The organism is Stenotrophomonas riyadhensis (genome assembly GCF_040256885.1).
GTDB classification, from domain to species: Bacteria; Pseudomonadota; Gammaproteobacteria; order Xanthomonadales; family Xanthomonadaceae; genus Stenotrophomonas; species Stenotrophomonas riyadhensis.
Genome location: NZ_CP155568.1, coordinates 1,300,641 through 1,323,646 on the forward strand (window position 1 = coordinate 1,300,641; position 23,006 = coordinate 1,323,646).

General features: G+C 67.1%; 22 protein-coding genes. 5 read left to right on the forward strand and 17 right to left on the reverse strand.

Annotated elements, in window-relative coordinates; all coding sequences use genetic code 11:
* Nucleotides 1-8: 8 nt before the first annotated feature.
* The 14 genes from SriyCCGPB3_RS06100 to SriyCCGPB3_RS06165 all read right to left on the reverse strand — a co-directional run bounded on the left by SriyCCGPB3_RS06100 (nt 9) and on the right by SriyCCGPB3_RS06165 (nt 11,919).
* On the reverse strand, nt 9-221 hold the full coding sequence (locus SriyCCGPB3_RS06100; protein WP_005415768.1) for a ParD-like family protein: 213 nt from the start codon (nt 219-221) through the stop codon (nt 9-11).
* Between the two features lie 68 nt (nt 222-289).
* On the reverse strand, nt 290-649 hold the full coding sequence (locus SriyCCGPB3_RS06105; RefSeq protein ID WP_071228487.1) for a bleomycin resistance protein: 360 nt from the start codon (nt 647-649) through the stop codon (nt 290-292).
* 207 nt (nt 650-856) lie between these two features.
* Nucleotides 857-1,741, reverse strand: a complete 885-nt coding sequence (locus tag SriyCCGPB3_RS06110; protein WP_153856856.1) for an arginase family protein — start codon at nt 1,739-1,741, stop codon at nt 857-859.
* Between the two features lie 3 nt (nt 1,742-1,744).
* On the reverse strand, nt 1,745-2,809 hold the full coding sequence (locus SriyCCGPB3_RS06115) for a GNAT family N-acetyltransferase (protein WP_149908612.1): 1,065 nt from the start codon (nt 2,807-2,809) through the stop codon (nt 1,745-1,747).
* 29 nt (nt 2,810-2,838) lie between these two features.
* Nucleotides 2,839-4,239, reverse strand: coding sequence for an aspartate aminotransferase family protein (locus SriyCCGPB3_RS06120; RefSeq protein WP_012510460.1), 1,401 nt, complete (start codon nt 4,237-4,239; stop codon nt 2,839-2,841).
* A 62-nt stretch (nt 4,240-4,301) separates the two neighbouring features.
* Nucleotides 4,302-5,018: an MtnX-like HAD-IB family phosphatase gene (locus SriyCCGPB3_RS06125; protein WP_153856857.1), complete on the reverse strand. Its 717-nt coding sequence runs from the start codon at nt 5,016-5,018 to the stop codon at nt 4,302-4,304.
* A gap of 167 nt (nt 5,019-5,185) precedes the next feature.
* On the reverse strand, nt 5,186-6,394 hold the full coding sequence (locus tag SriyCCGPB3_RS06130; protein WP_153856858.1) for a DegT/DnrJ/EryC1/StrS family aminotransferase: 1,209 nt from the start codon (nt 6,392-6,394) through the stop codon (nt 5,186-5,188).
* Nucleotides 6,395-6,404: 10 nt separating this feature from the next.
* The gene (locus tag SriyCCGPB3_RS06135) at nt 6,405-6,803 is read right to left on the reverse strand and encodes a DMT family transporter (protein ID WP_049446815.1); all 399 of its coding nucleotides are present in this window, start codon (nt 6,801-6,803) and stop codon (nt 6,405-6,407) included.
* Entirely contained in the window at nt 6,800-7,159 is a 360-nt protein-coding gene (locus tag SriyCCGPB3_RS06140; protein ID WP_006425769.1) for an EamA family transporter, read from the reverse strand. The genes SriyCCGPB3_RS06135 and SriyCCGPB3_RS06140 overlap by 4 nt, the downstream gene beginning before the upstream one ends.
* 1 nt (nt 7,160) lies before the next feature.
* Nucleotides 7,161-7,997, reverse strand: coding sequence for an alpha/beta hydrolase (locus SriyCCGPB3_RS06145; RefSeq protein WP_049446362.1), 837 nt, complete (start codon nt 7,995-7,997; stop codon nt 7,161-7,163).
* Between the two features lie 79 nt (nt 7,998-8,076).
* Nucleotides 8,077-9,456: a sensor histidine kinase gene (locus SriyCCGPB3_RS06150; RefSeq protein WP_324187370.1), complete on the reverse strand. Its 1,380-nt coding sequence runs from the start codon at nt 9,454-9,456 to the stop codon at nt 8,077-8,079.
* The gene (locus SriyCCGPB3_RS06155) at nt 9,453-10,136 is read right to left on the reverse strand and encodes a response regulator (protein WP_005408670.1); all 684 of its coding nucleotides are present in this window, start codon (nt 10,134-10,136) and stop codon (nt 9,453-9,455) included. The genes SriyCCGPB3_RS06150 and SriyCCGPB3_RS06155 overlap by 4 nt, the downstream gene beginning before the upstream one ends.
* 132 nt (nt 10,137-10,268) lie before the next feature.
* The gene (locus SriyCCGPB3_RS06160; RefSeq protein WP_153856860.1) at nt 10,269-11,396 is read right to left on the reverse strand and encodes a metallophosphoesterase; all 1,128 of its coding nucleotides are present in this window, start codon (nt 11,394-11,396) and stop codon (nt 10,269-10,271) included.
* 73 nt (nt 11,397-11,469) lie between these two features.
* Complete coding sequence (locus SriyCCGPB3_RS06165; protein WP_110711659.1) at nt 11,470-11,919, reverse strand: winged helix-turn-helix transcriptional regulator; 450 nt, start codon at nt 11,917-11,919, stop codon at nt 11,470-11,472.
* A 77-nt stretch (nt 11,920-11,996) separates the two neighbouring features.
* On the opposite strand from SriyCCGPB3_RS06165, the gene SriyCCGPB3_RS06170 reads away from it, so the two are divergent.
* Entirely contained in the window at nt 11,997-13,214 is a 1,218-nt protein-coding gene (locus SriyCCGPB3_RS06170) for an MFS transporter (RefSeq protein ID WP_153856861.1), read from the forward strand.
* A gap of 95 nt (nt 13,215-13,309) precedes the next feature.
* On the opposite strand, the gene SriyCCGPB3_RS06175 is transcribed toward SriyCCGPB3_RS06170, so the two are convergent.
* Nucleotides 13,310-14,722: a GGDEF domain-containing protein gene (locus SriyCCGPB3_RS06175; protein WP_350259992.1), complete on the reverse strand. Its 1,413-nt coding sequence runs from the start codon at nt 14,720-14,722 to the stop codon at nt 13,310-13,312.
* Nucleotides 14,723-15,011: 289 nt separating this feature from the next.
* Here SriyCCGPB3_RS06175 and SriyCCGPB3_RS06180 point away from each other — a divergent pair, with 289 nt between their 5' ends.
* Together SriyCCGPB3_RS06180 and SriyCCGPB3_RS06185 are read left to right on the forward strand one after the other, a co-directional pair.
* A complete protein-coding gene (locus SriyCCGPB3_RS06180) occupies nt 15,012-17,261 on the forward strand; it encodes a TonB-dependent siderophore receptor (protein ID WP_153856863.1) in 2,250 nt (749 codons plus the stop codon).
* Nucleotides 17,262-17,441: 180 nt separating this feature from the next.
* A complete protein-coding gene (locus SriyCCGPB3_RS06185) occupies nt 17,442-18,422 on the forward strand; it encodes a cation diffusion facilitator family transporter (RefSeq protein WP_107432646.1) in 981 nt (326 codons plus the stop codon).
* 38 nt (nt 18,423-18,460) lie between these two features.
* Here the strand turns inward: SriyCCGPB3_RS06185 and nfi are convergent, their stop codons facing one another.
* Nucleotides 18,461-19,135, reverse strand: coding sequence for a deoxyribonuclease V (gene nfi / locus SriyCCGPB3_RS06190; RefSeq protein WP_153856864.1), 675 nt, complete (start codon nt 19,133-19,135; stop codon nt 18,461-18,463).
* Between the two features lie 94 nt (nt 19,136-19,229).
* On the opposite strand from nfi, the gene gpmA reads away from it, so the two are divergent.
* Both gpmA and SriyCCGPB3_RS06200 read left to right on the forward strand, forming a co-directional pair.
* Nucleotides 19,230-19,979, forward strand: coding sequence for a 2,3-diphosphoglycerate-dependent phosphoglycerate mutase (gene gpmA, locus SriyCCGPB3_RS06195; protein WP_004150217.1), 750 nt, complete (start codon nt 19,230-19,232; stop codon nt 19,977-19,979).
* Between the two features lie 208 nt (nt 19,980-20,187).
* Nucleotides 20,188-22,281, forward strand: a complete 2,094-nt coding sequence (locus SriyCCGPB3_RS06200) for a M13 family metallopeptidase (RefSeq protein WP_153856865.1) — start codon at nt 20,188-20,190, stop codon at nt 22,279-22,281.
* A gap of 92 nt (nt 22,282-22,373) precedes the next feature.
* On the opposite strand, the gene SriyCCGPB3_RS06205 is transcribed toward SriyCCGPB3_RS06200, so the two are convergent.
* On the reverse strand, nt 22,374-22,991 hold the full coding sequence (locus tag SriyCCGPB3_RS06205) for an HD-GYP domain-containing protein (protein WP_032127517.1): 618 nt from the start codon (nt 22,989-22,991) through the stop codon (nt 22,374-22,376).
* Between the last annotated feature and the right edge of the window lie 15 nt (nt 22,992-23,006).

A 23,006-nucleotide genomic window follows, 5' to 3' on the forward strand; every position in this document is an offset into this window, starting at 1 on the left:
CCATCTGCTCAGACCTGTCCCGGTGCCAGCAGCGGCGGCTGCACGCCGGCCGCCCGAAGTTCGCTGGCAACGATGTCCTGGAAGCTCAGCGTGGGATTCATCTCGCACAGCATGCCGACCCGGATCCAGAAGTTGGCCTGGGCATTGATCGAGCGGCTGGAGACGGTGCAGGCACGACGCAGCTGGTCGTGCAGGGTGTCATCGATGTTGACGATGCCCATGGGCGGTCCTAGAGGAGTGGATATACGAAGCGTATATGTTTCGTATATCCAGCTCAAGGCCGCCCGGTTCAGCTGGCGTCGGTGGCGAAGCGCAGGCGGTTGCCGTCAGGGTCACGCAGCAGCATCTCGCGGCTGCCCCATTCGGTGTCATGCGGCGGCTGTTCGATGGGGACGCCTGCGGCACTGAAGGCACGATGCAGGGCGTCGACGTCCTCGACGATGAAGTACACCGCGCCGCCGACTTCGCAGTCGCCGCTGTGTTCGGTGAGGAAGATCGTCTGGCCGTCGCGGGTGAGCTGGGCGAACAGTGGGAAGCCGGGTTCGAAGCGGTGTTCCCAGTCAACCACGAAGCCCAGCCCCTGCACGTAGAACGGCAGGGTGGTATCGGCATGGCGCATGCGTAGCTGCGGGATGACGGTCTGGGGCATGGCGAGGGCTCCTGGGGCAGGCGTCCAGTGTAGTGCCGGCCGCTGGCCGGCATCCTCATTGTTCCCGGGCTCACAAGGATGCCGGCCAGCGGCCGGCACTACCGACTCTGCCTGGGTCTGGTAGTTGCCAACCTTGGTTGGCATTGCCGGCCAGCGGCCGGCACTACCGAAGCCACGCCGGCCAGCAGCCGGCACGACCGGAAGCGGTCAGCAGGCCGTCGGTACGGCGGCCATCGCGGCCAGCAGTTCGCGGTTCACCTGCTGGTGCCGCGCCTGCCACACCGGTAGATCCTCTGCGCTGACGTCGGGCTGACCATCCAGCGACGACAGCCAGCGCTTGAAGCGGCTCTGGTAGTTGGCCAGCGACACTTCCCCGGTGATGTCACTGCCGACCAGGCCGCCGGCGCGCAGCGCCTCGATCACCACCAGTGCGTGCTCCAGCTGGAAGCGGCCCTGGTCCCAGTTGCTGCGGGCGACGTCTTCAGCGAACACGTCCTTGTCGATCGACAGGTAGGCTGGCTGCGGCGACTTGGCCTGCTCGGCGGCGAACGCGGCCACCAGCGCTTCGGGATGCTCGAAACGGCGGAAGGCGTGGCCCATGCCGAGGCGGTGCCCCCAGCCCACGTCCACGTCCATGCACCAGTACGTCAACCGCCCGCCCATCAGCGGGCGCCAGTGGTTTTCCCAGGCGTGGCCGAGGCCGATGTCGCTGGAGGTGATGCCGAGCACATGGATGTGCGAGATCTGCGGCAGCTTGCTGGCCGCGTTCACCCATGAACCGCAGTGCATGCCGAACGGGAAACGCATGTTGTCTGGATGGTTGTCCAGCACCACCAGCTGGAACGGCGCCTGCGCGCGCATGCGACGCAGCAGCGGCAGGCTGAGGTGGTGGAAATCGCCACTGCCGAGCATCACCGTGCCGAGCTGGGCCGGCAGCGGTGCCAGCACTTCAGCGGCGAAACGGTCGAGGGTGGCATTGCTGCAGGCGAAGCGCAGTGGATCGTGCCATTGCGGCAGGGCCAGGGTCTGCGCCTGGGGCAGCGGCAGCACGCCACCGTCCAGGTCCAGGATCAACGGGGAGCGCAACGGCATCGTTCAACCGCCTCCATCAGCTTCGCCCTGCAGGTACGGGGCCAGCCTGCGCAGGGCGGCGCGCAGCAGTGGGGAGCGTGCGTGGATCGCGTGCCGGGTGGAGGTGAACCTGGCGCCCAGTTCGGCCTTGATCCGCGAGTCGGTCCAGCCGGCCACGTAGTGGCTCAGGCCGTGCTGCAGTGCGTACTCGAGGTTGTGCATCCAGCTGACCGCGTACAGGTTGTGCTCGCGGGACTGCGGATAGGCCAGGCCGATGTACTTGTCCACCAGCTTGCCGGCGTGGATGTAACACAGGTTCCAGCCGATCAGCTGGCCCTGGTGGCGATACAGGAACATCCGTCCCTGGCCCAGGCTGTCGGCCAGCAGGTGCTGGAAGTAGGGCAGGTCGAGCTGGTCGAAATGCACCGCGCTCTGCGCGTACACGCCCAGGTACAGCGCATACAGTTCGGCCTGCAGCTGCGGGTCGGCCAGGGCCGGATCGCCGGTGGCGATGCAGTCGATCTGCAGCTCGTCACGCGAACGCAGTTTGCGCCGGATGTTCTTGCGGCGCGAGGACGACAGGCGGCCGAGATAGCCATCAAGCGAATCGAAATCGATCGCCACCCAGGCCAGCGGCATGCCTTCCAGTTCAACGAAGCCGCGTGCCAGCAGCGCCTGCAGGAAGGCACCGCTGTGTGCGTTGGCCGCGTCGTCCAGCAGCGGCGAATCGATCGCCAGGTCCTTGACCACCAGCAGCCGGGTATCGCCGATCGCGTGACGCGTCACGTCCTCGGCCAATGCCTCTGGTGCGACGTGCGCGGGCAGCGGGGTGTACTCGGTGCTGGTGGCACCGACGAAGCGGGTCTTCCAGGTGATCCAGGGCCGCCACAGGCGCGACAGCGGCAGGCCAAGCAGCTTGCCGCGCAGGTCGTCGTCCATGGTGGTGGTCAGGTCCAGCGGCGCACGGAAGGTCGGCAGGCCGCTGGGAAGGCGTCCCGCCTCGAATCCGAGCGGCGGGTGGGCCAGGAAGCCCTCCAGCAGCGCGGCCGGTTCCAGCGCGGTGCTGGACGCGCGTGACGTCATCTCCATCGGCACGGGAACCGGCAGCGCATCCGACCTCAGCCCTTGGCCTTGGTCAGCGCCTGGTCGAGCAGGGTGATCGCCAGGTCGATCTCTTCGTAGCTGATGTCCAGCGACGGCGCGAAGGTGATCACGTTCTTGTACCAGCCACCCACGTCGAGCACGAGGCCCATGCGCTTGCCGTCGTGCAGCAGGTCACCGGCCAGGCCGATGTCGACCATGCGGTCCAGCAGTTCCTTGTTCGGGGTGTAGCCGTCGGTCTGGCAGATTTCGGCACGCAGGGCCAGGCCCAGGCCGTCGACATCGCCGATTTCCGGGTGGCGCTTCTGCAGGCCACGCAGGCCGTCGAGGAAGTACGCGCCCTTTTCCGGCACGGTGCGCTCGTAATCCATTTCCTTGCCCAGCTTCAGCACTTCCAGGCCCAGGCGGGTGCCCAGCGGGTTGGAGTTGAAGGTGGAGTGGGTGGAGCCCGGCGGGAACACGGTCGGGTTGATCAGCTCTTCGCGTGCCCACAGGCCCGACAGCGGGTTCAGGCCGTTGGTCAGCGCCTTGCCGAACACCAGCACGTCCGGGGTCACGCCGAAGTGCTCGATCGACCACAGCTTGCCGGTGCGCCAGAAGCCCATCTGGATTTCATCGACCACCATCAGGATGCCGTACTTGTCCAGCACGCGCTTGAGGCCGGTGAAGAAGTTGCGCGGCGGGATGACGTAGCCGCCGGTGCCCTGGATCGGCTCGACATAGAACGCGGCGTACTCCGCCTGGCCGACCTTGGGATCCCACACGCCGTTGTATTCGCTTTCGAACAGGCGCTCGAACTGCCACACGCAGTGGTCGGAATACTCTTCCGGGGTCATGCCCTTCGGGCGACGGAACGGGTACGGGAACGGGATGAACATCGCGCGCTCGCCGAAGTGGCCGTAGCGGCGGCGGTAGCGGTAGCTGGAGGTGATCGACGACGCACCCAGGGTACGGCCGTGGTAACCACCCTCGAAGGCGAACATCAGGCTCTTGCCGCCACGCGCGTTGCGCACGATCTTCAGTGAGTCTTCAATGGCCTGCGCGCCGCCGACGTTGAAATGCACGCGGCCGTCGAGGCCGAATTTCTCGTGCATGTCCACGGCAATGGTCTTGGCCAGCTGCACGCGGGTCGGGTGCAGGTACTGGCTGGCGACCTGCGGCAGGGTGTCGATCTGGTCCTTCAGCGCGTCGTTCAGGCGCTTGTTGCTGTAGCCGAAGTTGCAGGCCGAGTACCACATCTGCAGGTCGAGGTAGGGCACGCCCGCACCGTCGAACATGTAGCTGCCTTCGCCGCGCTGGAAGATCTTCGGCGGGTCGACGTAGTGGACGGTATCGCCGAAGGAGCTGTAACGGGCTTCGTCGGCCAGCAGCTGCGCGTCGGAGGCAGCGGCGTCGGCGTTCTTGTCAAAAATGTTCATGCAGTTCGGTTCCGTGAAGGACGTTCGAAAGAGGTAGCGGGGGCGTGCTTGGAAGGGAGTGCTCAGGCGGTGGCCAGCAGCAGGGGCAGTACGGCGGGCTGCGGGCTGGCGTCGATGCGACGTGGCTGCAGCAGGCTGCCATCGAGCAAGCGCGGCAGCAGTGCGATTGCATCGTGGAAGGTATCGATGGCGGCATGCTCGATGCCGGCATGGGTGCAATGGGTGATCAGGCGGCGCTTGGCGAACACGAAGTCGGCGTCTTCGGACACACAGAAGTCCGAGCTGCCATCGCCGATCATCAGCACGCGCGGCGCTTCGTTGGCGCGCGCCTGTGCGGCGCAGGTGCACTTGCAGGTACCGCTGCGGCAGCCTTCGGCCTGGTAGGGCGATTCCAGTTCCCAGTGGTCATCGCACCAGCGCAGGTGATTGGCCACCACCGGCAGTCGCGACAGGCCGTGGTTGGCGAGGATGCGGTGGATCGCATGGTCCAGGCCGTCGCTGACGATGCGCAGCGGCAGGCCCAGCTGTTCGGCACGGCTGACAAAGGCGGCAAAGCCCGGATCGATCTGCACCTGGTCCAGGTGGGCGTCGAGCGTGGCCGGGTCCAGCTTCAGCAGCCTGACCTGGCCCTGCATGCATTCGCGCGAGCCGATCTTTCCCGCTTTCCACTGGTCTTCCAGTTCCTGCCAGCCCGGCTGGCCGTATTTCTCCAGCAGCGAGTCGATGACATCTTCGAGGCTGATGGTGCCGTCGAAGTCACACAGGATGCTCCAGCGCATGGGCAGGTCCGTCGATGAAAGAAACGTCCGGCGTGATGCCGGGGCAGGCTCAATGTAGGCAGGCAGCCTTTCTCGTTCCTTTCCTGTTGAAAGCCTTCATTTCCGGGCGGGGAAAGCGTTCAGGAATGATCTTTGTGAATGGGCGGATCGCCTGGATGTATCCGCTTTCAAGGCTGTGCGTCAGCCAATGCCTGCAGGATCTGCGCGGTCTCTTCAGGGGTCTGCCAGGCGCTGTTGCCGAGGGTCAGCATGCGTGCGGCGAAGTCGCGCGCGTTCGGCACGTCGGCCTGCGGCACGATGCCACGCAGATAGGCGTAGTCGGGCAGGGCGCGTATGAACATGCGGCTGGCGCCAAGACCGCGTGGCCACAGGTTCTCCAGTGCGGCATCGCGTGCGCGCTCGCTGGGCAGCAGCAGCATCAGCATCGGCCAGGTGCCGCCGGTACCGGCCAGCCCATCGACCACCTCCACCGCTGGCAGCTGTGCCAGCTGCACGCGCAGCTGCAATGCACGCAGCCGTCCGGCCTGCAGGAACGCAGGCAACCGTCGTGCAGCATGGGCACCGATGTTCTGGCGCCACTGGCTGACCCGGTGCTGTGGGATGTCCAGCGGGAAGATGTCACCGACGGCTTCTTCCAGATCGCCACGCTGCAGCGCGCTGCGCAATGGATTGCCATACACCAGTGACAACAGTGCGGGGCGGTAGCAGGCGGCCAGGCCCAGCAGCTGCACGCTGCGCAACAGCTCCCAGCGCAGGCTGAAACGCACCTGTTCGGCGGCATGCCCAGCCAGCGCCGCGCGCAGTTCGTCATCGCGGCTGACCAGCAGGCCGCCTTCGTGCAGGCTCAGGCCCTTGCCGGCGGCCAGGCTGAAGAAACCGATATCGCCACGCAGGCCGACACTGCTGTTGCCAACCCGTGCGCCGAGTGCCTGCGCGGCATCTTCGATCACCCAGGCGCCGGCGCGGTGGGCGATCTCGCAGGCCAGCTCGACGTCGGCGGTGCGACCGCCCAGGTGGGTGGGCAGGATCGCCAGCGTGCGTGCATCGGCCAGCTGCTTGAGCTGGCCGGGATCAAAGTCGAAGTGGCCATGACGGGTGTCGCACAGCTGCACGCGCAGGCCGAGGCTGTGCACCGCGATCGGCACCAGCGGGCAGGTATAGGCCGGCATGATCACAGTGTCGCGCTGGGGCGCGCGCTTGCGCAGCGTACGCAGTGCGATCAGCAGCGCGTGCGTACCGGAACAGGTCAGCTGCAGCGGTGGTGTGCCGAGCTGGCTGGCCAGGATGTCGCGCAGGTCGCCGCCACCGGGAAGGAAATCGCTGGCCTGCATCGGCAGGCCTGCCGTCGGTGGCAGTTCGCGCGCGAACAGGCTCATCGCAGCCCGCTCACGAGGTGCTTTCAGCGGGGCTGTGCGGGTCGTCCGCTTCAGCGCGGCCAAGGCAGACGATGCCGGCCACGATCAGGACCGCACCGAGCAGATGGTGCAGCGTCAGCGGCTCGTTCAACAGCCACGCCGACAGCAGCAGCACGCTGATCACTTCCAGGTGCGAGGCAGCAAAGGCGGGACCGATCGGCGCGTGCCGCAGCAGGCTCATCCAGGTGAAGAACGCACCCACGTAGCCGAGGATGGCGCCGTACACCCACGGCTGCGACAACACGCGCAGCAGCCACGCGGTGTTGGCCTCGACCGGCAGCGCGGCATCACCGGCGTACTTGAAGCACAGCTGGGCCAGCGTGTCGAAGGCCATCAGCAGCGGGAAGCCGATGACATACAGGCGCCTCATGAGCCGGCTCCCACCACCGCCACGCCCGCAGTGACCAGCAGCATGCCGGTCACCCGCAGCGGCGTGAGCTTTTCGCGGAACAGGAAGCGGCCGGCAATCATCAGCGCGACGATGTTGATCGAGCCCAGCAGCACGCCCTTGGACAGCGGTACCAACGACAGGAACGCGATCCAGGCCACGAACTCAAGCACGTAGCAGGCGATGCCGATCCACAGCCAGGGGCGGCTGAGCATGTGTTTCCAGCGCTGCAGTCCTTCGCCATCCTGTGGGTCGCTGGCAGCGGCCTTGAAGGCGAGCTGGCCACCGGTATCGAGCACGACATTGGCCAGCCACAGCAGCGTGGCGAGTGCCCCCATCTCAGGCCACCGCCTTGAGGACGCCGCTGCGTTCACCGATTTCGGTGAAGAAGCGCGCGCTGCGGCGGATCACGTCGCGGCGTTCGCGGTCGATGGTGATCATGTGGTAGCTGTCTTCCAGCACCACCAGTTCCTTCGGGCCGCTGACCCGCGACATCACCAGCTCGGCATTGCCCATGCTGGCCACGTCGTCCTCGCGGGCGTGCATCACCAGGCACGGCGCGGTGACCTGGTGCAGATGGCGGCGGGTCCAGTTGCTCAGCGCACGCATCTCGGCCAGCGCATGCCAGGGATTGCCCGGGAGGCCGGCGGCGGCGCTGTCGCCGGACAGCATGGCGGCGCTGACCTGCGCACGTAGGCGCTCGTCACGCAGGCCGTACGGCGGCTCTTCCATGAACATGCGGTCGCGGCCGATGTTGAAGCGCTTGAACCACGGCAGCAGGAACGACAGCCGCGCCACGGCGGGAATGTTCCAGCCGTCGTAGCGGAAGGTGGCGCCGTACACGCCGACGCCGGACACCCACTCGGGGCGGCGTGCAGCCAGCGCCAGCGACAATACCGCACCCATCGACAGACCACCGACGAACAGCTGGTCAACCTTGCCGCGCAGGCTCGCCGCCGCATCTTCCACGCCCTGGTACCACTGTTCCCAGGTGGTCGCCAGCAGGTCATCCACGGTGCCGCAATGACCGGGCAGCTGCACGCCGTGGACGGTGAAGCCGGCATTGTTCAGCCCCTTGCCCAGCATGCGCATTTCCGCCGGGGTGCCGGTCAGGCCATGGACCAGCAGCACGCCCTGTGGGCCACCGGGGAGGAAGAAGTCGTGCGATTCGGTCACCTGGCGGCTCCGGGACGGCAGTGGGGATGGCAGGATCGCAAGCGCGATTTTCGCCAGCCTTTCAACGCCCCGGACCGGGTCAGGGCGCCTTCAGCAGCGGCAGCGTGATGGCGACCTTGAGCCCGCCACCAGGGCGGTTGAGGAAACGCAGGCGCCCGCCGAAGTGCTCCACCGCCTCGTGGGCGATGGCCAGCCCCAGCCCGGTGCCGCTGGCGGTGGTGCCGGGCGCGCGGAAGAAGCGCTCGCCCAGCCGCGGCATCACGTCGTCCGGTACGCCGGGGCCGTTGTCCTCCACGTACAGCTCGACATCATTGTCATCCAATGCGTGGACGCCGACCGTGACGGTCGCATCACGGCCGGCATAGCGCAGGGCATTGTCGATCAGGTTGTCCAGCGCCTCCTGCAGCATGGCGCCGTTGCCAAGCACGCGCTGCGGCTGGTGGCTGCCGCGGTAGCCGAGGTCGATGCCGTCGCGGATCGCTTCGGGCACGCGCATGCCGACCCACCGCGGTACCAGCTCGCACAGGTCCAGTGCCTCCACGGTATCGGGCACGGTCTGCGCCCGGCTCAGTGCCAGCAGCTGGGTGCTGACCCGGGCGGTGCGCTGGTTGAGCCGGCGGATGTGCTGCAGCGCCTCGCGCACAGTATCGGGGTCGCCATGTGCCAGTGCCTGGTCCACATGCAGGGCCATGCCCGCCAGCGGCGAACGCAGCTGGTGCGCGGCATCGGCGATGAAACGGTTCTGCAGGGTGATCATTTCCGCCTGGCGGGCAAACAGATCATCGATGGTGCTGATCAGTGGCTGGATCTCCTCGGGCACGTCGGCATCGGAGATCGGCGCCAGTTCGCCGCGGCGCTGCGCCAGGCGGGTCCTCAGCGGGGTCAGGATACGCAGGCCATAGGTCACGCCGAACCAGACCAGCGCTGCGGTACCCAGCGCCAGCATGGTCATCAGCGGGATGATGATCATCAGGATCTCGCGCGCACGCTGCCGGCGGTCAGCCATGCTCTCGGCCACGGTCACCGCCAGCTGGTCCTGCGGATCGTTCATCGCCTGCGTGCAGACGGTGGCCATGCGCACCTGCTGGCCGTTGAGGTTGCCGTCATACAGGGCCGGATGCACCCCGGTGCAATCCTGCGAGGGGGCATACGGGCTGAAATCAGCATTGCCGCTCAGCGTGCCCTTGCGGCTGCTGTCGACGTTGAAATAGCGATGGCCGTCGGGGTCGTACTCGATCAGGAAGCGCGCCTGCGGAGACAGGTCGCTGGTCACCGGCATGGTGCTCAGCATCTGCGCGAACGAGTGGGTGTCGTCGATCAGGTTGCGGTCGTGGATGCGGTTGGAATAATCCAGCGCAACGTAATAGGCCAGGATCGTATTGAAGGTAAGCAGGCCCAGCATCGGCAACGCCAGGAAGGCGAGCAGGCGCCGGCGCAGGCTGGGGGGGCCACTGATCACGGGGTGCTGTCGTCCTGCGCGTCTTCCAGCATGTAGCCCAGCCCGCGCACGGTGCGGATGCCCATGCCGCCGGGTTGCAGCTTGCGGCGCAGGCGGTGCAGGGCGATGTCCAGGCCGTTGTCGGTCAGATCCTGGCCCCAGTCGCACAGCGCTTCCACCAGCTGCGCGCGCGAGACGATGCGCTCGGCGCGCACCGCCAGTGCCGACAGCAGGCCGAACTCGCGCGCGGTCAGTTCCAGCGACTGGTCGTCGATCCACACCCGATGCCCGGCCAGATCGATACGCAGGCGGCCGATGCGCAGGTCCGGGTTGCCATTGCTGGTGACCCGGCGCAGCTGCGCACGCACGCGTGCTTCGAACTCGTCCAGCGCGAACGGCTTGACCAGGTAGTCATCGGCGCCGAGGTCGAGCACGCGCACGCGCTCGGCCAGGCCGTCGCGGGCGGTCACCACCAGCACCGCCAGGCCATCGCCGCGCTGGCGCAGGCGCTGCAGCACATCACGGCCATCCAGCTGCGGCAGGCCCAGGTCCAGCACCAGCAGCGCGTACTGGGTCGAGCCCAACGCGGCGTCGGCGTGCGCGCCGTTGTCGACGTGGTCGACCACATGTCCCTGTCGGCGCAACGAGGCGCACAGGCCGGAAGCGATGTCCGGGTCGTCTTCTGCAATCAGAACGCGCATGCGCGGGGGCTCCTGTAGCGGTCAGGCCCACCGGATGGACGGGGTGGGCCTCTCGGCTGCCGAGGGTAGCCGCAAACCGGGTGAAGGTGGAGCGCGGCGCCGCCGCCGGGCGCGGCCGCGCTGTCCCTTCATTCAGTCCTGCAGGCCGGGCTCGCCCTGTGCCAATGGCACCCGCGAGCCATCCAGCAGGCCACGGCTGAGCCTGCCATCTTCGATGAACAGCAGTTCGCCGTTCTCGCCATTCTTGATGCTGCTGTCGATGGCGATCACGCGGTCGCCATGGAAGCTGCTGACGTGCGGCATCGAGGTGTGGCCGACCACGATGCGCTTGAGCTTCAGGCGGTCGAGCACGGTCTGCACCCCCGCCGTGTCGAGCCGCCCATCGAAGTAGCCGCGGTACCAGATCGGGCTGGTCTTGCCGTCATACAACGGCGCGGTGGCCGGGTCGGCCTTCACTTCGGCCTTGGGCAGGCCCAGCGATGCCTGGTAGGCCGCGTTGGTGCGCGCCGGGTCCAGCGCCAGCTGCACTGCCTCGGGCGAGATGCCGCCGTGCAGGAACAGGGTATCGCCGATCTGCAGCAGCACCGGGCGGGTGCGCAGCCACTGCCCGATCACCGAGTCGGCGCCATACAGTTGCGGGTAGCTGCGGCCGAGCAGCTGGGCGCTGCGCAGGTACTTCGGGTTGACGTAGCGCAGGTCGTCGTACAGCACCATGGTTTCGTGGTTGCCGAGCACGAAGTGCACTGCGCCACCGGCGGCGGCGGCCTGCTGCTGCAGGCCGTACAGCAGCCAGAAGGCCTCGGTCACCTGCGGACCGCGGTCGAACACATCGCCGGCGATGACCAGCGTGTCCTTGCCCAATGCCCAGCGGTCCTGTGCGTCGATGACCTGGTGGGCGCGCAGCAGGCGCACCAGCAGCCCGTACTGGCCATGGATGTCGGACAGCGCAACGATGCGCGGCACGGCCGGCAGCACGGAAACCGAAGGCGCATTCGGGGCAGCCACATGCACCGTGTGCTCGTAGCCACAGCGCGGGGCGATGTCGGTACCTGCGGCCTGAGTGGCGAGCGTGTGCGACTCGACCTTGTCGTCGCAGATCCACTTGGCCTGCAACTGCGTGCCCTTGCGGAATACATAGGGGCCATCGGCCTGGACGTGGTCGGCGGGCGCGGCAACCTCGCGGGCCTGCGTGGCTCCGGCGCTGCAGGCCAGCAGCGGCAGCAGCAGGGCGGTCATCAGGGAAGGGCGATAGCACGGCATCGGCGGCGTCCGGCGGCGGAAACATCCGATGCTAACCGGCGCGGCCGGATCGTGGTGTGCGCGAATGGGCGGATCAGGCGCCGCGCCCGTCGTCCTTGAGCTTGCGCACGCGGGTCGCGGCGGCCTGCAGGGGCTGACCGTCGCGCCCGCACGGCTGCATGTAGGGCAACGGTCGCCGTGTGCTCGATTCGATCAGCTGGGAGTGCGCTTCACCGGCCTCGAAGCGATGGCGTTCACCCCATTGGCGCAGCGCGACCAGCAGCGGAAACAGTTCCTGGCCGGCGTGGGTGAGCACGTATTCCTGGTAGGCCGAGCCATCGGAGGCGGGCTGCAATTGCAGGATGCCTGCCTCGACCAGCCTGCGCAGGCGATCACTGAGGATGTTGCGCGCCGCACCGAGGCTGCGCTGGAAGTCGCCAAAGCGGGTGATGCCATCGAACGCATCGCGGATGACCAGCAACGCCCATCGGTCGCCGAGCAGGTCGGCGCTGCGGGCGACGGGGCAGGGACTGTTAGCGTGCATGCTGGGGCCTCTGGATGTGGTTGCAGTTTAAAACCAATGGCGATAGCCTGCATCAAGTTTCAAATTGCAACTACATAATGAATGCTCCATTGATTCCCCGCCCATTGCTGGCCCTGCTCGCGGTCGCGGCCGGTGCCAGCGTTGCCAACGTCTATTACGCGCAACCGCTGCTGGATCGGCTGGCGCAGGCCTTCGCACTGGACCGTGCCGTGGCGGGCGCAGTGTTGGCGGCAACCCAGGCCGGCAGCGTGCTGGCATTGCTTGGCCTGCTGCCGTTGGCTGATCGCGGTGACCGGCGACGTTTGCTGCGGCTGCAGTTGATGGCGCTGGTGCTGGGCCTGCTGTGGCTGGCGGCTGCCCGGACTGCGGCATGGCTGTTGTCGGGCATGCTGCTGGCCGGCCTGCTGGGCACCGCGCTGACCCAGGGGCTGATCGCCTATACCGCCACGCTGGCGCCGCCGGAGCAGCGCGGCCGCGTGGTGGGCGTGGTGCAGGGCGGTGTGTTCATCGGCCTGTTGCTGGCGCGCGTGGTATCGGGCGCGGTCGCGGCCACCATCGGCTGGCGGGCGGTCTATCTGCTGTCGGCAGCGGTGATGACGGCCTTGACCGTGCTGTTGTGGCGGCGCCTGCCGGCGGTGCCGGTACCGGTGGTACGACCGCGCTGGCGCGAACTGCTGTGGTCGATGCTGGGCATGCTGCGCCGGGACCGCAGTCTGCGCGAGCGTGGGCCGCTGGCGTTGCTGCTGTTTGCTGGCCTCAACGTGTTCTGGGCGGCGGCGCCGCTGCCCTTGTCGGCGCCTCCGCTGCAGTGGTCCACCGCGGCCATCGGTGCGCTCGGCCTGGCCGGCGTAGTGGGCGCATTGATGGCGGCGCGGGTCGGGCACTGGATGGACTGCGGTTTCGCCGATCGGGTCAGTCTTGGCGCGTTGCTGCTGATGCTGGCCGCGTGGTGGCCGCTGCTGGGCCTGCCGCAGTCGCTGTCGTTGCTGCTGTTGGGCGTGATCGTGCTCGACCTCGGTGGGCAGGCACTGCACGTATCGAACCAGGCGCTGCTGCTGCGTGCACCGGCAGAACAGCATGGGCGTCTGGTGGCGCTGTACATGCTGTTCTATGCGGTGGGCAGTGGTTCCGGTGCGGTTGCCGGACCCTGGATGCAGGCCCGGCATGGCTGGCCTGCCGTGTGCCTGCTGGGTGCAGGCATCGCGTTGCTGGCGCTGCTGTGGTGGGCCGCGTGGCGGGTGGCGGCGGTGAAAGCAGCGGCTGGCGCTCGCATCGGTAGTGCCGGTTGTCGGTAGAGTCGACTGTCAGTCGACTGCTCTTTACCCAACGTGCGAAAAATCCCGCGCTGCGCGCGATAGTCGACCAGCGGTCGACTCTACCTGTCCTGCCGTCATCGCTGCAGTGCGCGCCGCCCCGGGGCTTCCTGCAGGTCCGCACTGGCCACCACCACGCGGTTGCGGCCGCTGCGCTTGGCCTCGTACATCGCGGCGTCGGCACGTGCCATCAGCCGCTCGTAGTCCGGATGGCCATCGTGGCCGGCCACGCCGATGCTGGCGGTCAGTGCCAGCACCTGGCCGTTGGCCAGTGCCACCGGCGACTGCGCGATCTGCCTGCGCAGGCTTTCGGCGATGACCTGTGCCTGCGATTCGCTGGCGGCGACCAGCACCACCACGAACTCTTCGCCGCCATAGCGGAACAGGTAGTCGCTGCCGCGCGTGAGCTGGCCGAGCAGGCCGGCGACGTGCTGCAACGCGCGGTCGCCGGCATCGTGGCCATGGCCATCGTTGATCGCCTTGAAATGATCCAGGTCGAGCAGCAGCAGCGAAAAGGGCGTCTGGTTGCGCGTGGCCAGCTCGATCTCGCGACGCAGCACTGTTGGCAGGAATCGGCGGTTGAGCAGGTTGGTCAAGGCATCGCTGCCGGCGTCGAGTTCGCCGATGCGTTCGAACAGCAGGGTCATCAGGGTCCGGATGGCAGCCAGGTCGTCACGGATGGCGGGCAACACCGCCAGGCGCTGTGCAGCATCGCTGTCTGCGCGCTGCAGGTTGCCATCGATGCGCGCCATCAGCTGGCCGACCTGTTGGGTCTCGCTGCTTTCGCCGAAGCTGGGGATGCCCTTGTGGGTGAACCACAGGCCGAATTCCGAGGTGGCGAGGCTGGCGCTGTCACTGCCCTGCACATGGCCGGCCAACGCGTAGAGCAGGGCGTTTTCCCAGTCCAGCAGCAATGCGCGCTGGCGCTCGCGTTCGGTGCTGACGTTCTGCACCAGCGAGAACAGGCGGTAGGCCGCATCGGCTCGGGTCGAGCGTTCGCGCGCATGGGTGTAGGCCAGGGTCATGCCTTCCATGGCGATGTCCATGATCGCGCTGAGGCAGTCGATGGCGGCGAATGCGGTGTCGCTGTCCGGCGCATCGTCGCGCAGGCGCACGAACAGTTCGTGCTTGAGCACGCGTGCGCCACGGGTGACCAGGTCGACAGGAATGCCGACCCGGGCGTGGACATCGCCGATCACCCGCTGTGAGGCGACGGTGGTGACGATACCGGCGGCATCGGTGGTCAACAGTTGCACCAGCCAGCGTTGCATGGCCGGTTGCAGGCGCAGCTTGACCTGCTCGTGGGACAGGAAGCGGCGTGCCCGCCCATCCTGCAGCAGCACTTCATAGAAGCGCTGGGCCAGCGCGGGCGGGGCATCGATGGCAGCGGCGCGCAGCAGCGCGGTGGCGGCAGGGCCGGCCTGCAGCAGACACTGCTGCCAGGCCTCGGCCAGCGGCTGGCTGGCATCGTCCAATTGGGGTGGTTCCACGTCGATCTCTGACTGCGTACGGCAAACCACGGGTATCGGCCGCGGCGGCATACGGTTGATGGCGGGTTAGCCGGCCAGTTTACGCGCGGTGCAGGGTTGCACGGTGCGCAAACCACATCGGCGCCGCTGCGGCAATGAGTGAACGCATTTGAGAATCAATCGCATTGATGGGAGAATGCGCGCACGGAACGGGCTGCAGGTGCCTGCTGCAGGACTGCTCCGCCTCCCCCTCGTCGTTGCCTCAAGCCCTTTGCCAGAGGCCCCGTAGCCCTGCCAGAAGGTCCTGATCATGTCCCCTGCCGTTGTCCTTTCGCCGCGCCCGCTGGCGCTTGCCGTTGCCGCCCTGCTGGCCGGCAGCGCTCTGACCGCCCACGCCGAAACCGACGCCACCGATATCGACACGGTGCACGTCACCGCCTCGCAGATCGCGCGCCAGGCCCTGGGTACCTCGACCATCACCGCAGAGGACATCGCCAGGCGCCCGCCGGCCAACGACATCGCCGAGCTGCTGCGGACCATGCCCGGCGTCAACCTGACCGGCAACAGTGCCTCGGGCCAGTACGGCAACAACCGCCAGATCGATCTGCGTGGCATGGGCCCGGAAAACACCCTGATCCTGGTCGACGGCAAGCGCATCGGTGCGCGTGATGCCGTGCGCATGGGCCGCAGCGGTGAGCGCAATACCCGCGGCGATACCAACTGGGTGCCGGCGGAAATGATCGAGCGCATCGAAGTGCTGCGTGGCCCTGCAGCGGCACGTTATGGCTCGGGTGCTTCCGGTGGCGTGGTCAACATCATCACCAAGCGCCCGACCGGCGACCTGACCGGCGCGGTCGACCTGTATGGCCTGGTGCCCGAGCACAGCGCCGAAGGCGGCAGCGAGCGCGTTGGCCTGCAGCTGAGCGGTCCGATGACCGACACGTTGTCGTTCCGCCTGTACGGCAATCTCAACAAGACCGACGCGGACTCGCTGGAGCTCAACCGCCAGTACGCTACCACTCCCAACGCGGTGCCGCCGGCCGGTCGTGAGGGCGTCAAGAACCGCGATGTCAACGCGCTGCTGCGCTGGGACGTGACAGCCGATCAGGTGGTCGAATTCGAAGCCGGCACCAGCCGCCAGGGCAACATCTACGCCGGCGACCGCGCGGTCAGCACCACCGGCACGTCGACCGGGATCGATCTGGCCGCCCTGGCCGACGACAAGGCGGAGACCAACCGCATGTACCGCAACACCGGCGCGATCACCCATCGTGGCCGCTGGGGCGACGTGACCTCGCGGGTAACGGCTGCAGTGGAGGCGGTGAACAACTCACGCATCAACGAAGGCCTGGCCGGTGGCCCGGAGGGCAGCTTCAACGGCACCGACTGGTCGACCTCGCGCCTGCGCAACTACCAGCTGGACGGCGAAGTCAGTTTCCCGACCACGCTGGGTGGTGCCGAGAACATCTGGACGCTGGGCTTTGAATACCTGGACAGCCGCCTGACCGACCCGTACTCGATGAGCCAGTCCAGCAGCAGCGGCGGCGGCATCCCGGGGCTGTCGGCCGATCGCGCACGCGGCAAGTCCGACGCGCAGACCACCGCCGTGTTCGTGGAAGACAACATCTACCTGGGCGAGCGCTGGATCGTCACCCCGGGCCTGCGCTTCGACCACCACAGCCAGTTCGGCAACAACACCAGCCCCAGCCTCAACGCGCAGTTCCGCATCAACAGCGACTGGGTGGTGAAGGGCGGTATCGCCCGTGCATTCAAGGCGCCGAACCTGTACCAGTCGAATCCGGACTACCTGTACTACACCCGGGGCAATGGTTGCCCGAATGCACTGCCGAGCCTGGGCGCCGGCTGCTACATGCGCGGCAACTCGGACCTGAAGGCGGAAACCAGCCTGAACAAGGAACTGGGTATCGAGTGGGCACCGCAGAGCGGCTGGCAAGCGTCGTTGACCTACTTCCACAACGACTACAAGGACAAGATCCAGGCCGGGTACAACCAGATCGGGCTGACCGCCGACACCAAGGGTCGCATCTTCCGCTGGGAGAACGCACCCAAGGCGATCGTGCAGGGGCTGGAAGGCAACCTGGTGGTCCCGCTGCTGGGCGAGCAGGGCAACCGCCTGAAGTGGAGCAACAACTTCACCTACATGGTGGAGAACGAGAACAAGAGCACCGGCCAGCCGCTGTCGGTGATTCCGAAGTACACCGTCAACACGATGCTGGACTGGCAGGCCACCGACAAGCTGTCGGTGCTGCTGACCGGCACCTTCTACGGCAAGCAGAAGCCGGCCACCACCAACATCAACAATGATCCGCGCTGCACCGGCACCTGCGATCCGTCGATCGCGCTGCAGGACCGTGGTGCGTACAACATCTGGGGCGTGAGCGCGCGCTACAAGGTGACCGAGACGGTCAGCTTCGGTTTCGGCGTCAACAACCTGGCCGACAAGCGCCTGTTCCGCGAGGCCAACAGCAGCGATGCCGGCGCGGCGACCTACAACGAGCCGGGCCGCGCGTACTGGGCCAGCCTGCGCTTCGGGTTCTGACCGCAGGCGGACGTCGGTCCGCTGCGTCCGCCAGGCGTGGCCTGGCGTTGCCGGCCGCGCTCCGGTAGCGCCGGGCCATGCCCGGTGAGGGACCGCGTGGCCTGCAATGTTATAAACACCGTGATAGTTTCCCAACGCCCTCCGGCGTAGCCTGCCTCCCATCGCAAAGGAGCTGTTGCCATGGGCCACGACCACGATCACCTGCCATCCGAGATCCGCCACGAGAAACCCTTGTGGTGGGCGCTCGGCCTGACCTCCACCTTCCTCGTCGTCGAAGTGGTAGGCGCGTTCTGGACCAACAGCCTGGCGCTGCTGTCCGACGCGGCGCACATGGCTACCGACGCTTTAGCGCTGATGATCGCGCTGGTCGCGGTGCGGCTGAGCCGGCGCCCGCCGGACGCGCGCCGCACCTACGGCTATGCACGCCTGGAAGCGCTGGGCGCGATGATCAATGGCGCGATGCTGTTCGTGGTCGCCGGCTATATCCTGTGGGAGGCCATTGGACGTTTCCGCGAGCCGCAGGAGATTGCCTCGTCGGGCATGCTGGTGATTGCCGCGGCGGGCCTGGTCATCAACCTGATCTCGATGCGCCTGCTGCAGGCCGGCAGCGGCGAGAGCCTCAACGTGAAGGGTGCCTACCTGGAAGTGTGGGCAGACATGCTCGGCTCGGTGGCCGTGATTGCTGGCGCGCTGTTGATCAAGTGGACCGGCTGGAAGCCGATCGACCCGATCCTGGCGGTGCTGATCGGCCTGTGGGTACTGCCGCGCACCTATGTGCTGATGCGCGAAGCGATCAACGTGCTGCTGGAAGGCGTGCCCAAGGGCATGGACGTGGCCAAGGTGCGCGACAGCCTGTCCGGCCACGCTGCGGTACTGGACGTGCATGACCTGCATGTGTGGGCGCTGGCCTCCAGCACCCCGGCGCTGACCGCGCACATCGTGATGCGCGACGGCACCGATGCCGATGCGCTGCGTCGTGATCTGGGCGGGCGCCTGCACGATGACTTCGGCATCGAGCACGTGACACTGCAGATCGAAGCGGACCACTGCGGCGAAGCCTGTGGTGAGCCGGCGCCGGCCAAGGCCGGCGAGCACGAGGGCCATGAAGGCCATGACCACGGCGAGGACGCGCAGGGCCATCGCGGCCACGTGCATCGCTGATCGAGGATGGCGACCGCGCCGGGTGATGCCCGGTGCGGTCATTCGTCCCGTCGCGAGGCCAGCCGGTCTGCCAGCCGCGTCGGCTCCGGCAGCCGGTAACCGCGCAGCGTGCGCTGCACCCAGTCCAGCGCGGTATCCGCACTGACCCGATGGCCACCGGCCACGAACAGCGGCTTGCAGCGAATCTTGCTGCGCAGCACCCAACCCAGTTGCTCATCGCCGTCCAGCAGCGGCGTATGCGCACCGGCCTCGGCACCCGGTTCGACGAACCGGCCCACCAGTTTCGACTTGGCGACGCCGATGCTTGGCAGGTCGGTGACCACACCGAGGTGAGCGGCCACCCCCAGCCGGCGCGGGTGGCTGATGCCATGGCCATCGACGAACACCAGGTCCGGCGTGCGCGGCAGCAGCGCCAGCGCGGCCAGCAGTGCCGGCAGCTCGCGGAAGCTGAGCAGGCCGGGGATATAGGGCATCACAGTGGGGATGCGCGCGATCTCCTGCGCCACGGGCTGCAGCGTCTCTGCGTCCAGCAGTACCGCCGCGGCGCGGGTGATGGCGCCATCGTCCTCGAAGCCGACATCCAGCCCGGCCAGCCAGCGCACGTTGCGTGGCAGGCGGTCCTGGCGCTCCACGCGGCCGGCCAGCTGGAGCTGCTGCGCGCGTGCAGCGGCGACGCTGCCTTCCCAGCGCCCGGGGTCGATCACCGTATTCATTGGTCACAGCATCGCATGCGCGGTGCCACGGCCCGGTGAGCGGCGCCCGGGGCTACAATGGCGGCCTGCCTTTCCTCGCGTTGGAGACCCTGCAGTGACCCGTAAACTCGTACTGTTGCGCCATGGCCAGAGCCAGTGGAACCTGGACAACCGCTTCACCGGCTGGGTCGATGTCGACCTGACCGAGCAGGGGCGCCGGGAAGCGGCCGCTGCGGGTCGCCTGATGCGCGAGGAAGGCCTGCAGTTCGACGTCGCCCACACTTCCGTGCTCAAGCGCGCCATCCACACCCTGCAGGGTGCACTGGCCGAGCTGGAACAGGACTGGCTGCCGGTGAACAAGTCCTGGCGCCTCAACGAACGCCATTACGGCGGCCTGCAGGGCCTGGACAAGGCCGAGACCGCCGCCAAGCACGGCGAGGACCAGGTCAAGGTGTGGCGTCGTTCGTACGATATCCCGCCGCCGGCCATGGACCTGGAGGATCCGGGCCACCCGATCCATGACCGCCGCTACGCTGGCCTGGACCGCAACGCGCTGCCGGGCACCGAATCGCTGGCCACCACGCTGGACCGCGTGCTGCCGTACTGGCACGACGCCATCGCGCCGCAGCTGAAGGACGGCAAGACCGTGCTGGTCACCGCCCACGGCAATTCGCTGCGCGCGCTGTACAAGTACCTCAACAACGTCTCGCGCGAGGAAATCCTCGAGCTGAACATCCCGACCGGCATCCCGCTGCTGTTCGAACTGAACGACGACCTGACGGTGAAGTCGTTCCGCTACCTGGGCGACCCGGAAGCAGCGCGCAAGGCCGCTGAAGCCGTGGCCAACCAGGGCAAGGCGAAATAAAACAGAAGGCCGGCGCAAGCCGGCCTTCGCTTTTTGTAGAGTCGAGCCATGCTCGACTGCTGTTGGCCTCTTGCCGCAAGGACAATAAACCCGGAACGGAGAGCAGTCGAGCATGGCTCGACTCTACATAAGCGCGTCCTGTGACCTTTGGCCGGTCCCACCGCAGGCCTCCCCGGCTACCCTGTGAAATTACCCGCAGGAGAGCCTCATGAACGTCCGCAACCTGGTCCCGCTGGGCCTGACCATCGCCATCGCTGCCTCGCTGGCGGCCTGTGGCAAGAATGAAACCGCGCCGGCGGCCAGCGCCGACGCCAAGCCGGCCTTCGACCTGTCGCAGATCAAGACGCCGCTGATCTCGCTCAACAGCGCCGACCTGGATCCGGCCATTTCGGCCTGTACCGACCTCAATGGCTTCGTCAACAGCAAGTGGCTGAAGGCCAACCCGGTGCCGGGCGACCAGACCACCTGGGGCAGCTTCGAGATCCTGCGCGAGCGCTCGTTGGAAGTGCAGCACGCACTGGTGCAGCAGGCCGCGGCCAGCCAGGCCAAGGCCGGCTCGGTGGAAGCCAAGATCGGCGACATCTGGAAGACCGGCAACGATGAAGCCAAGATCGAAGCCGCCGGCCTGGCGCCGCTGCAGCCGCAGCTGGACAAGATCACCGCGCTGAACGATACCGCCGCCATCACCCAGTACCTGCGCGACAGCCAGGCCGAGGGCAAGGGCGTGCTGTTCTCGCTGTTCGCCAATGCCGACTACAAGGATTCGGCCAACGTCATCGCCTATGTCGGCCAGGGCGGCCTGGGCCTGCCGGAGAAGGGCTACTACTTCGATGACGCGCAGGCCAAGATCCGCGACGCCTACGTGGCCTACATCGCGCAGGTGCTGACGCTGTCCGGCGTGGACGCGGCGCAGGCTGCCGAGCAGGCCAAGGCCGTGATGGCCTTCGAAACCCGTCTGGCCAAGGCCTCGATGTCGCGCATCGAAATGCGTGACCCGGCCAAGCGCTACAACCCGCTCAGCGCGGCTGACGCCGATAAGCTGACCCCGAACTTCAGCTGGACCGCGCTGTTCGACACCCTGAAGGTGCCGGCCGCGCAGAAGTTCTCGCTGGCGCAGCCGGGCTTCTTCGGTGAAATGGACAAGATGCTCGCCGATGTGCCGGCCAGCACCTGGCAGGCCTACCTGCGCTTCCACACCATCGACGACGCCTCGCCGTACCTGAGCAGCCAGTTCGAGAAGGCCAACTTCGAGTTCTATGGCAAGACCCTGCGCGGCCAGCAGGAAATGCAGCCGCGCTGGAAGCGCGTGCTGGAGTCGGTCAACGGTGGCATGGGTGAAGCCCTGGGCCAGCTGTACGTTGACGCCGTGTTCCCGGCCGAATCCAAGGTGGCCATGCAGCACCTGGTGGAGAACCTCTCGGTGGCGCTGAAGGCGCGCCTGGAGCAGCTGCCGTGGATGGGCGAAGAAACCAAGAAGAAGGCGCTGGAAAAGTGGGCCAGCTTCACCCCGAAGATCGGTTACCCGGACAAGTGGCGCGAGTGGACCGGCCTGCAGACCAACGGTGACAGCTACCTGGGCAACATGCAGGCGGCACGTGCGTTCAATTACCGCTACATGCTGGACAAGATCGGCAAGCCGGTGGACAAGACCGAGTGGGGCATGACCCCGCAGACCGTCAACGCGTACTACAACGCCACCAAGAACGAGATCGTGTTCCCGGCGGCGATCCTGCAGGCGCCGTTCTTCGACGCCAAGGCCGATCCGGCGCTGAACTACGGCGGCATCGGTGCGGTCATCGGCCACGAGATGATGCACGGCTACGATGACTCGGGCAGCCAGTTTGCCGCCAACGGCAACTTCGACAACTGGTGGACCGACGCCGACCGCAAGGCCTTCACCGAACGTACCGACCAGCTGGTCGCGCAGTTCGATGGCTATGAATCGGTGCCAGGCGTGTTCGTGAAGGGCAAGCTGACCCTGGGTGAGAACATCGGCGACCTGGGCGGCCTGACCGTGGCCTACGACGCGCTGCAGATGGCGCTGAAGGAAGATCCGAAGGCGAATGTCGAAGTCGATGGTCACAGCCAGGACCAGCGCTTCTTCATGAACTGGGCCACCGTGTGGCGCCGCAACTTCACCGACGGTGAGCTGCGCGTCCGCTTGAACACCGACCCGCACGCGCCGGCCAACTTCCGTGCCAACGGTGCGCCGTCGAACATGCCGTCGTATGCCGCTGCGTTCCAGTGCAAGGCCGGCGACGCGATGGTGCGTGCCGACGACAAGCGCGTAGTGATCTGGTAATCGATCATCCGTGATGCGTGAAGCGAAAGGCCCGGCGAACGCCGGGCCTTTCGTCTGTCCGCTCGGAGGCGCCGGGACGTGCCCGGCGGATCTCAGGCCAGCGCAGGCTCCTGCGCCAGCATGCGATGGAAGCGCTGCAGCACATAGGGATCGATCAGGCCGCCGGACTGCTCGTCGATGATGCGCAACGCGGTCTCGCGTTCCATCGCTGCGCGGTAGGGGCGCACGCTGGTCATGGCATCGTAGGCATCAGCAACGGTGACGATGCGTGAGCCCAGCGGAATGCTCTCGCCACGCAGGCCGTCGGGATAGCCGCTGCCATCGAAGGCTTCGTGATGGGCGCGGATCAGTCGCGCGACCGGTGCTGCATCGCTGCGGCCGGTGGCCAGGAAGATGTGTTCGCCGCGCACCGGATGCTCGCGCATGATCGCGCGTTCCTCGTCGGTATGCCGACGCGGTGTCAGCAGTACATCGTCGGGGATGCCGATCTTGCCGATGTCATGGAAGCGCGCGGCCAGGCCGATCTGCGAGCAGGCATCGTCATCGAGATCGCAGTGCGTGGCCAGGCGCTGCGCGAGCAGTCCGACGCGGTCGCAGTGGTGGCGGGTGTAGGCGTCGCGCATCTGCAGCGACATCGAGAGGGCATCGATCAGGCAGGCCTGCGCGTGCAGCAGGTCGGGGGCGGGTACGGCGTCAGGAAACATGGTCATCCGCCCGCACCGGGT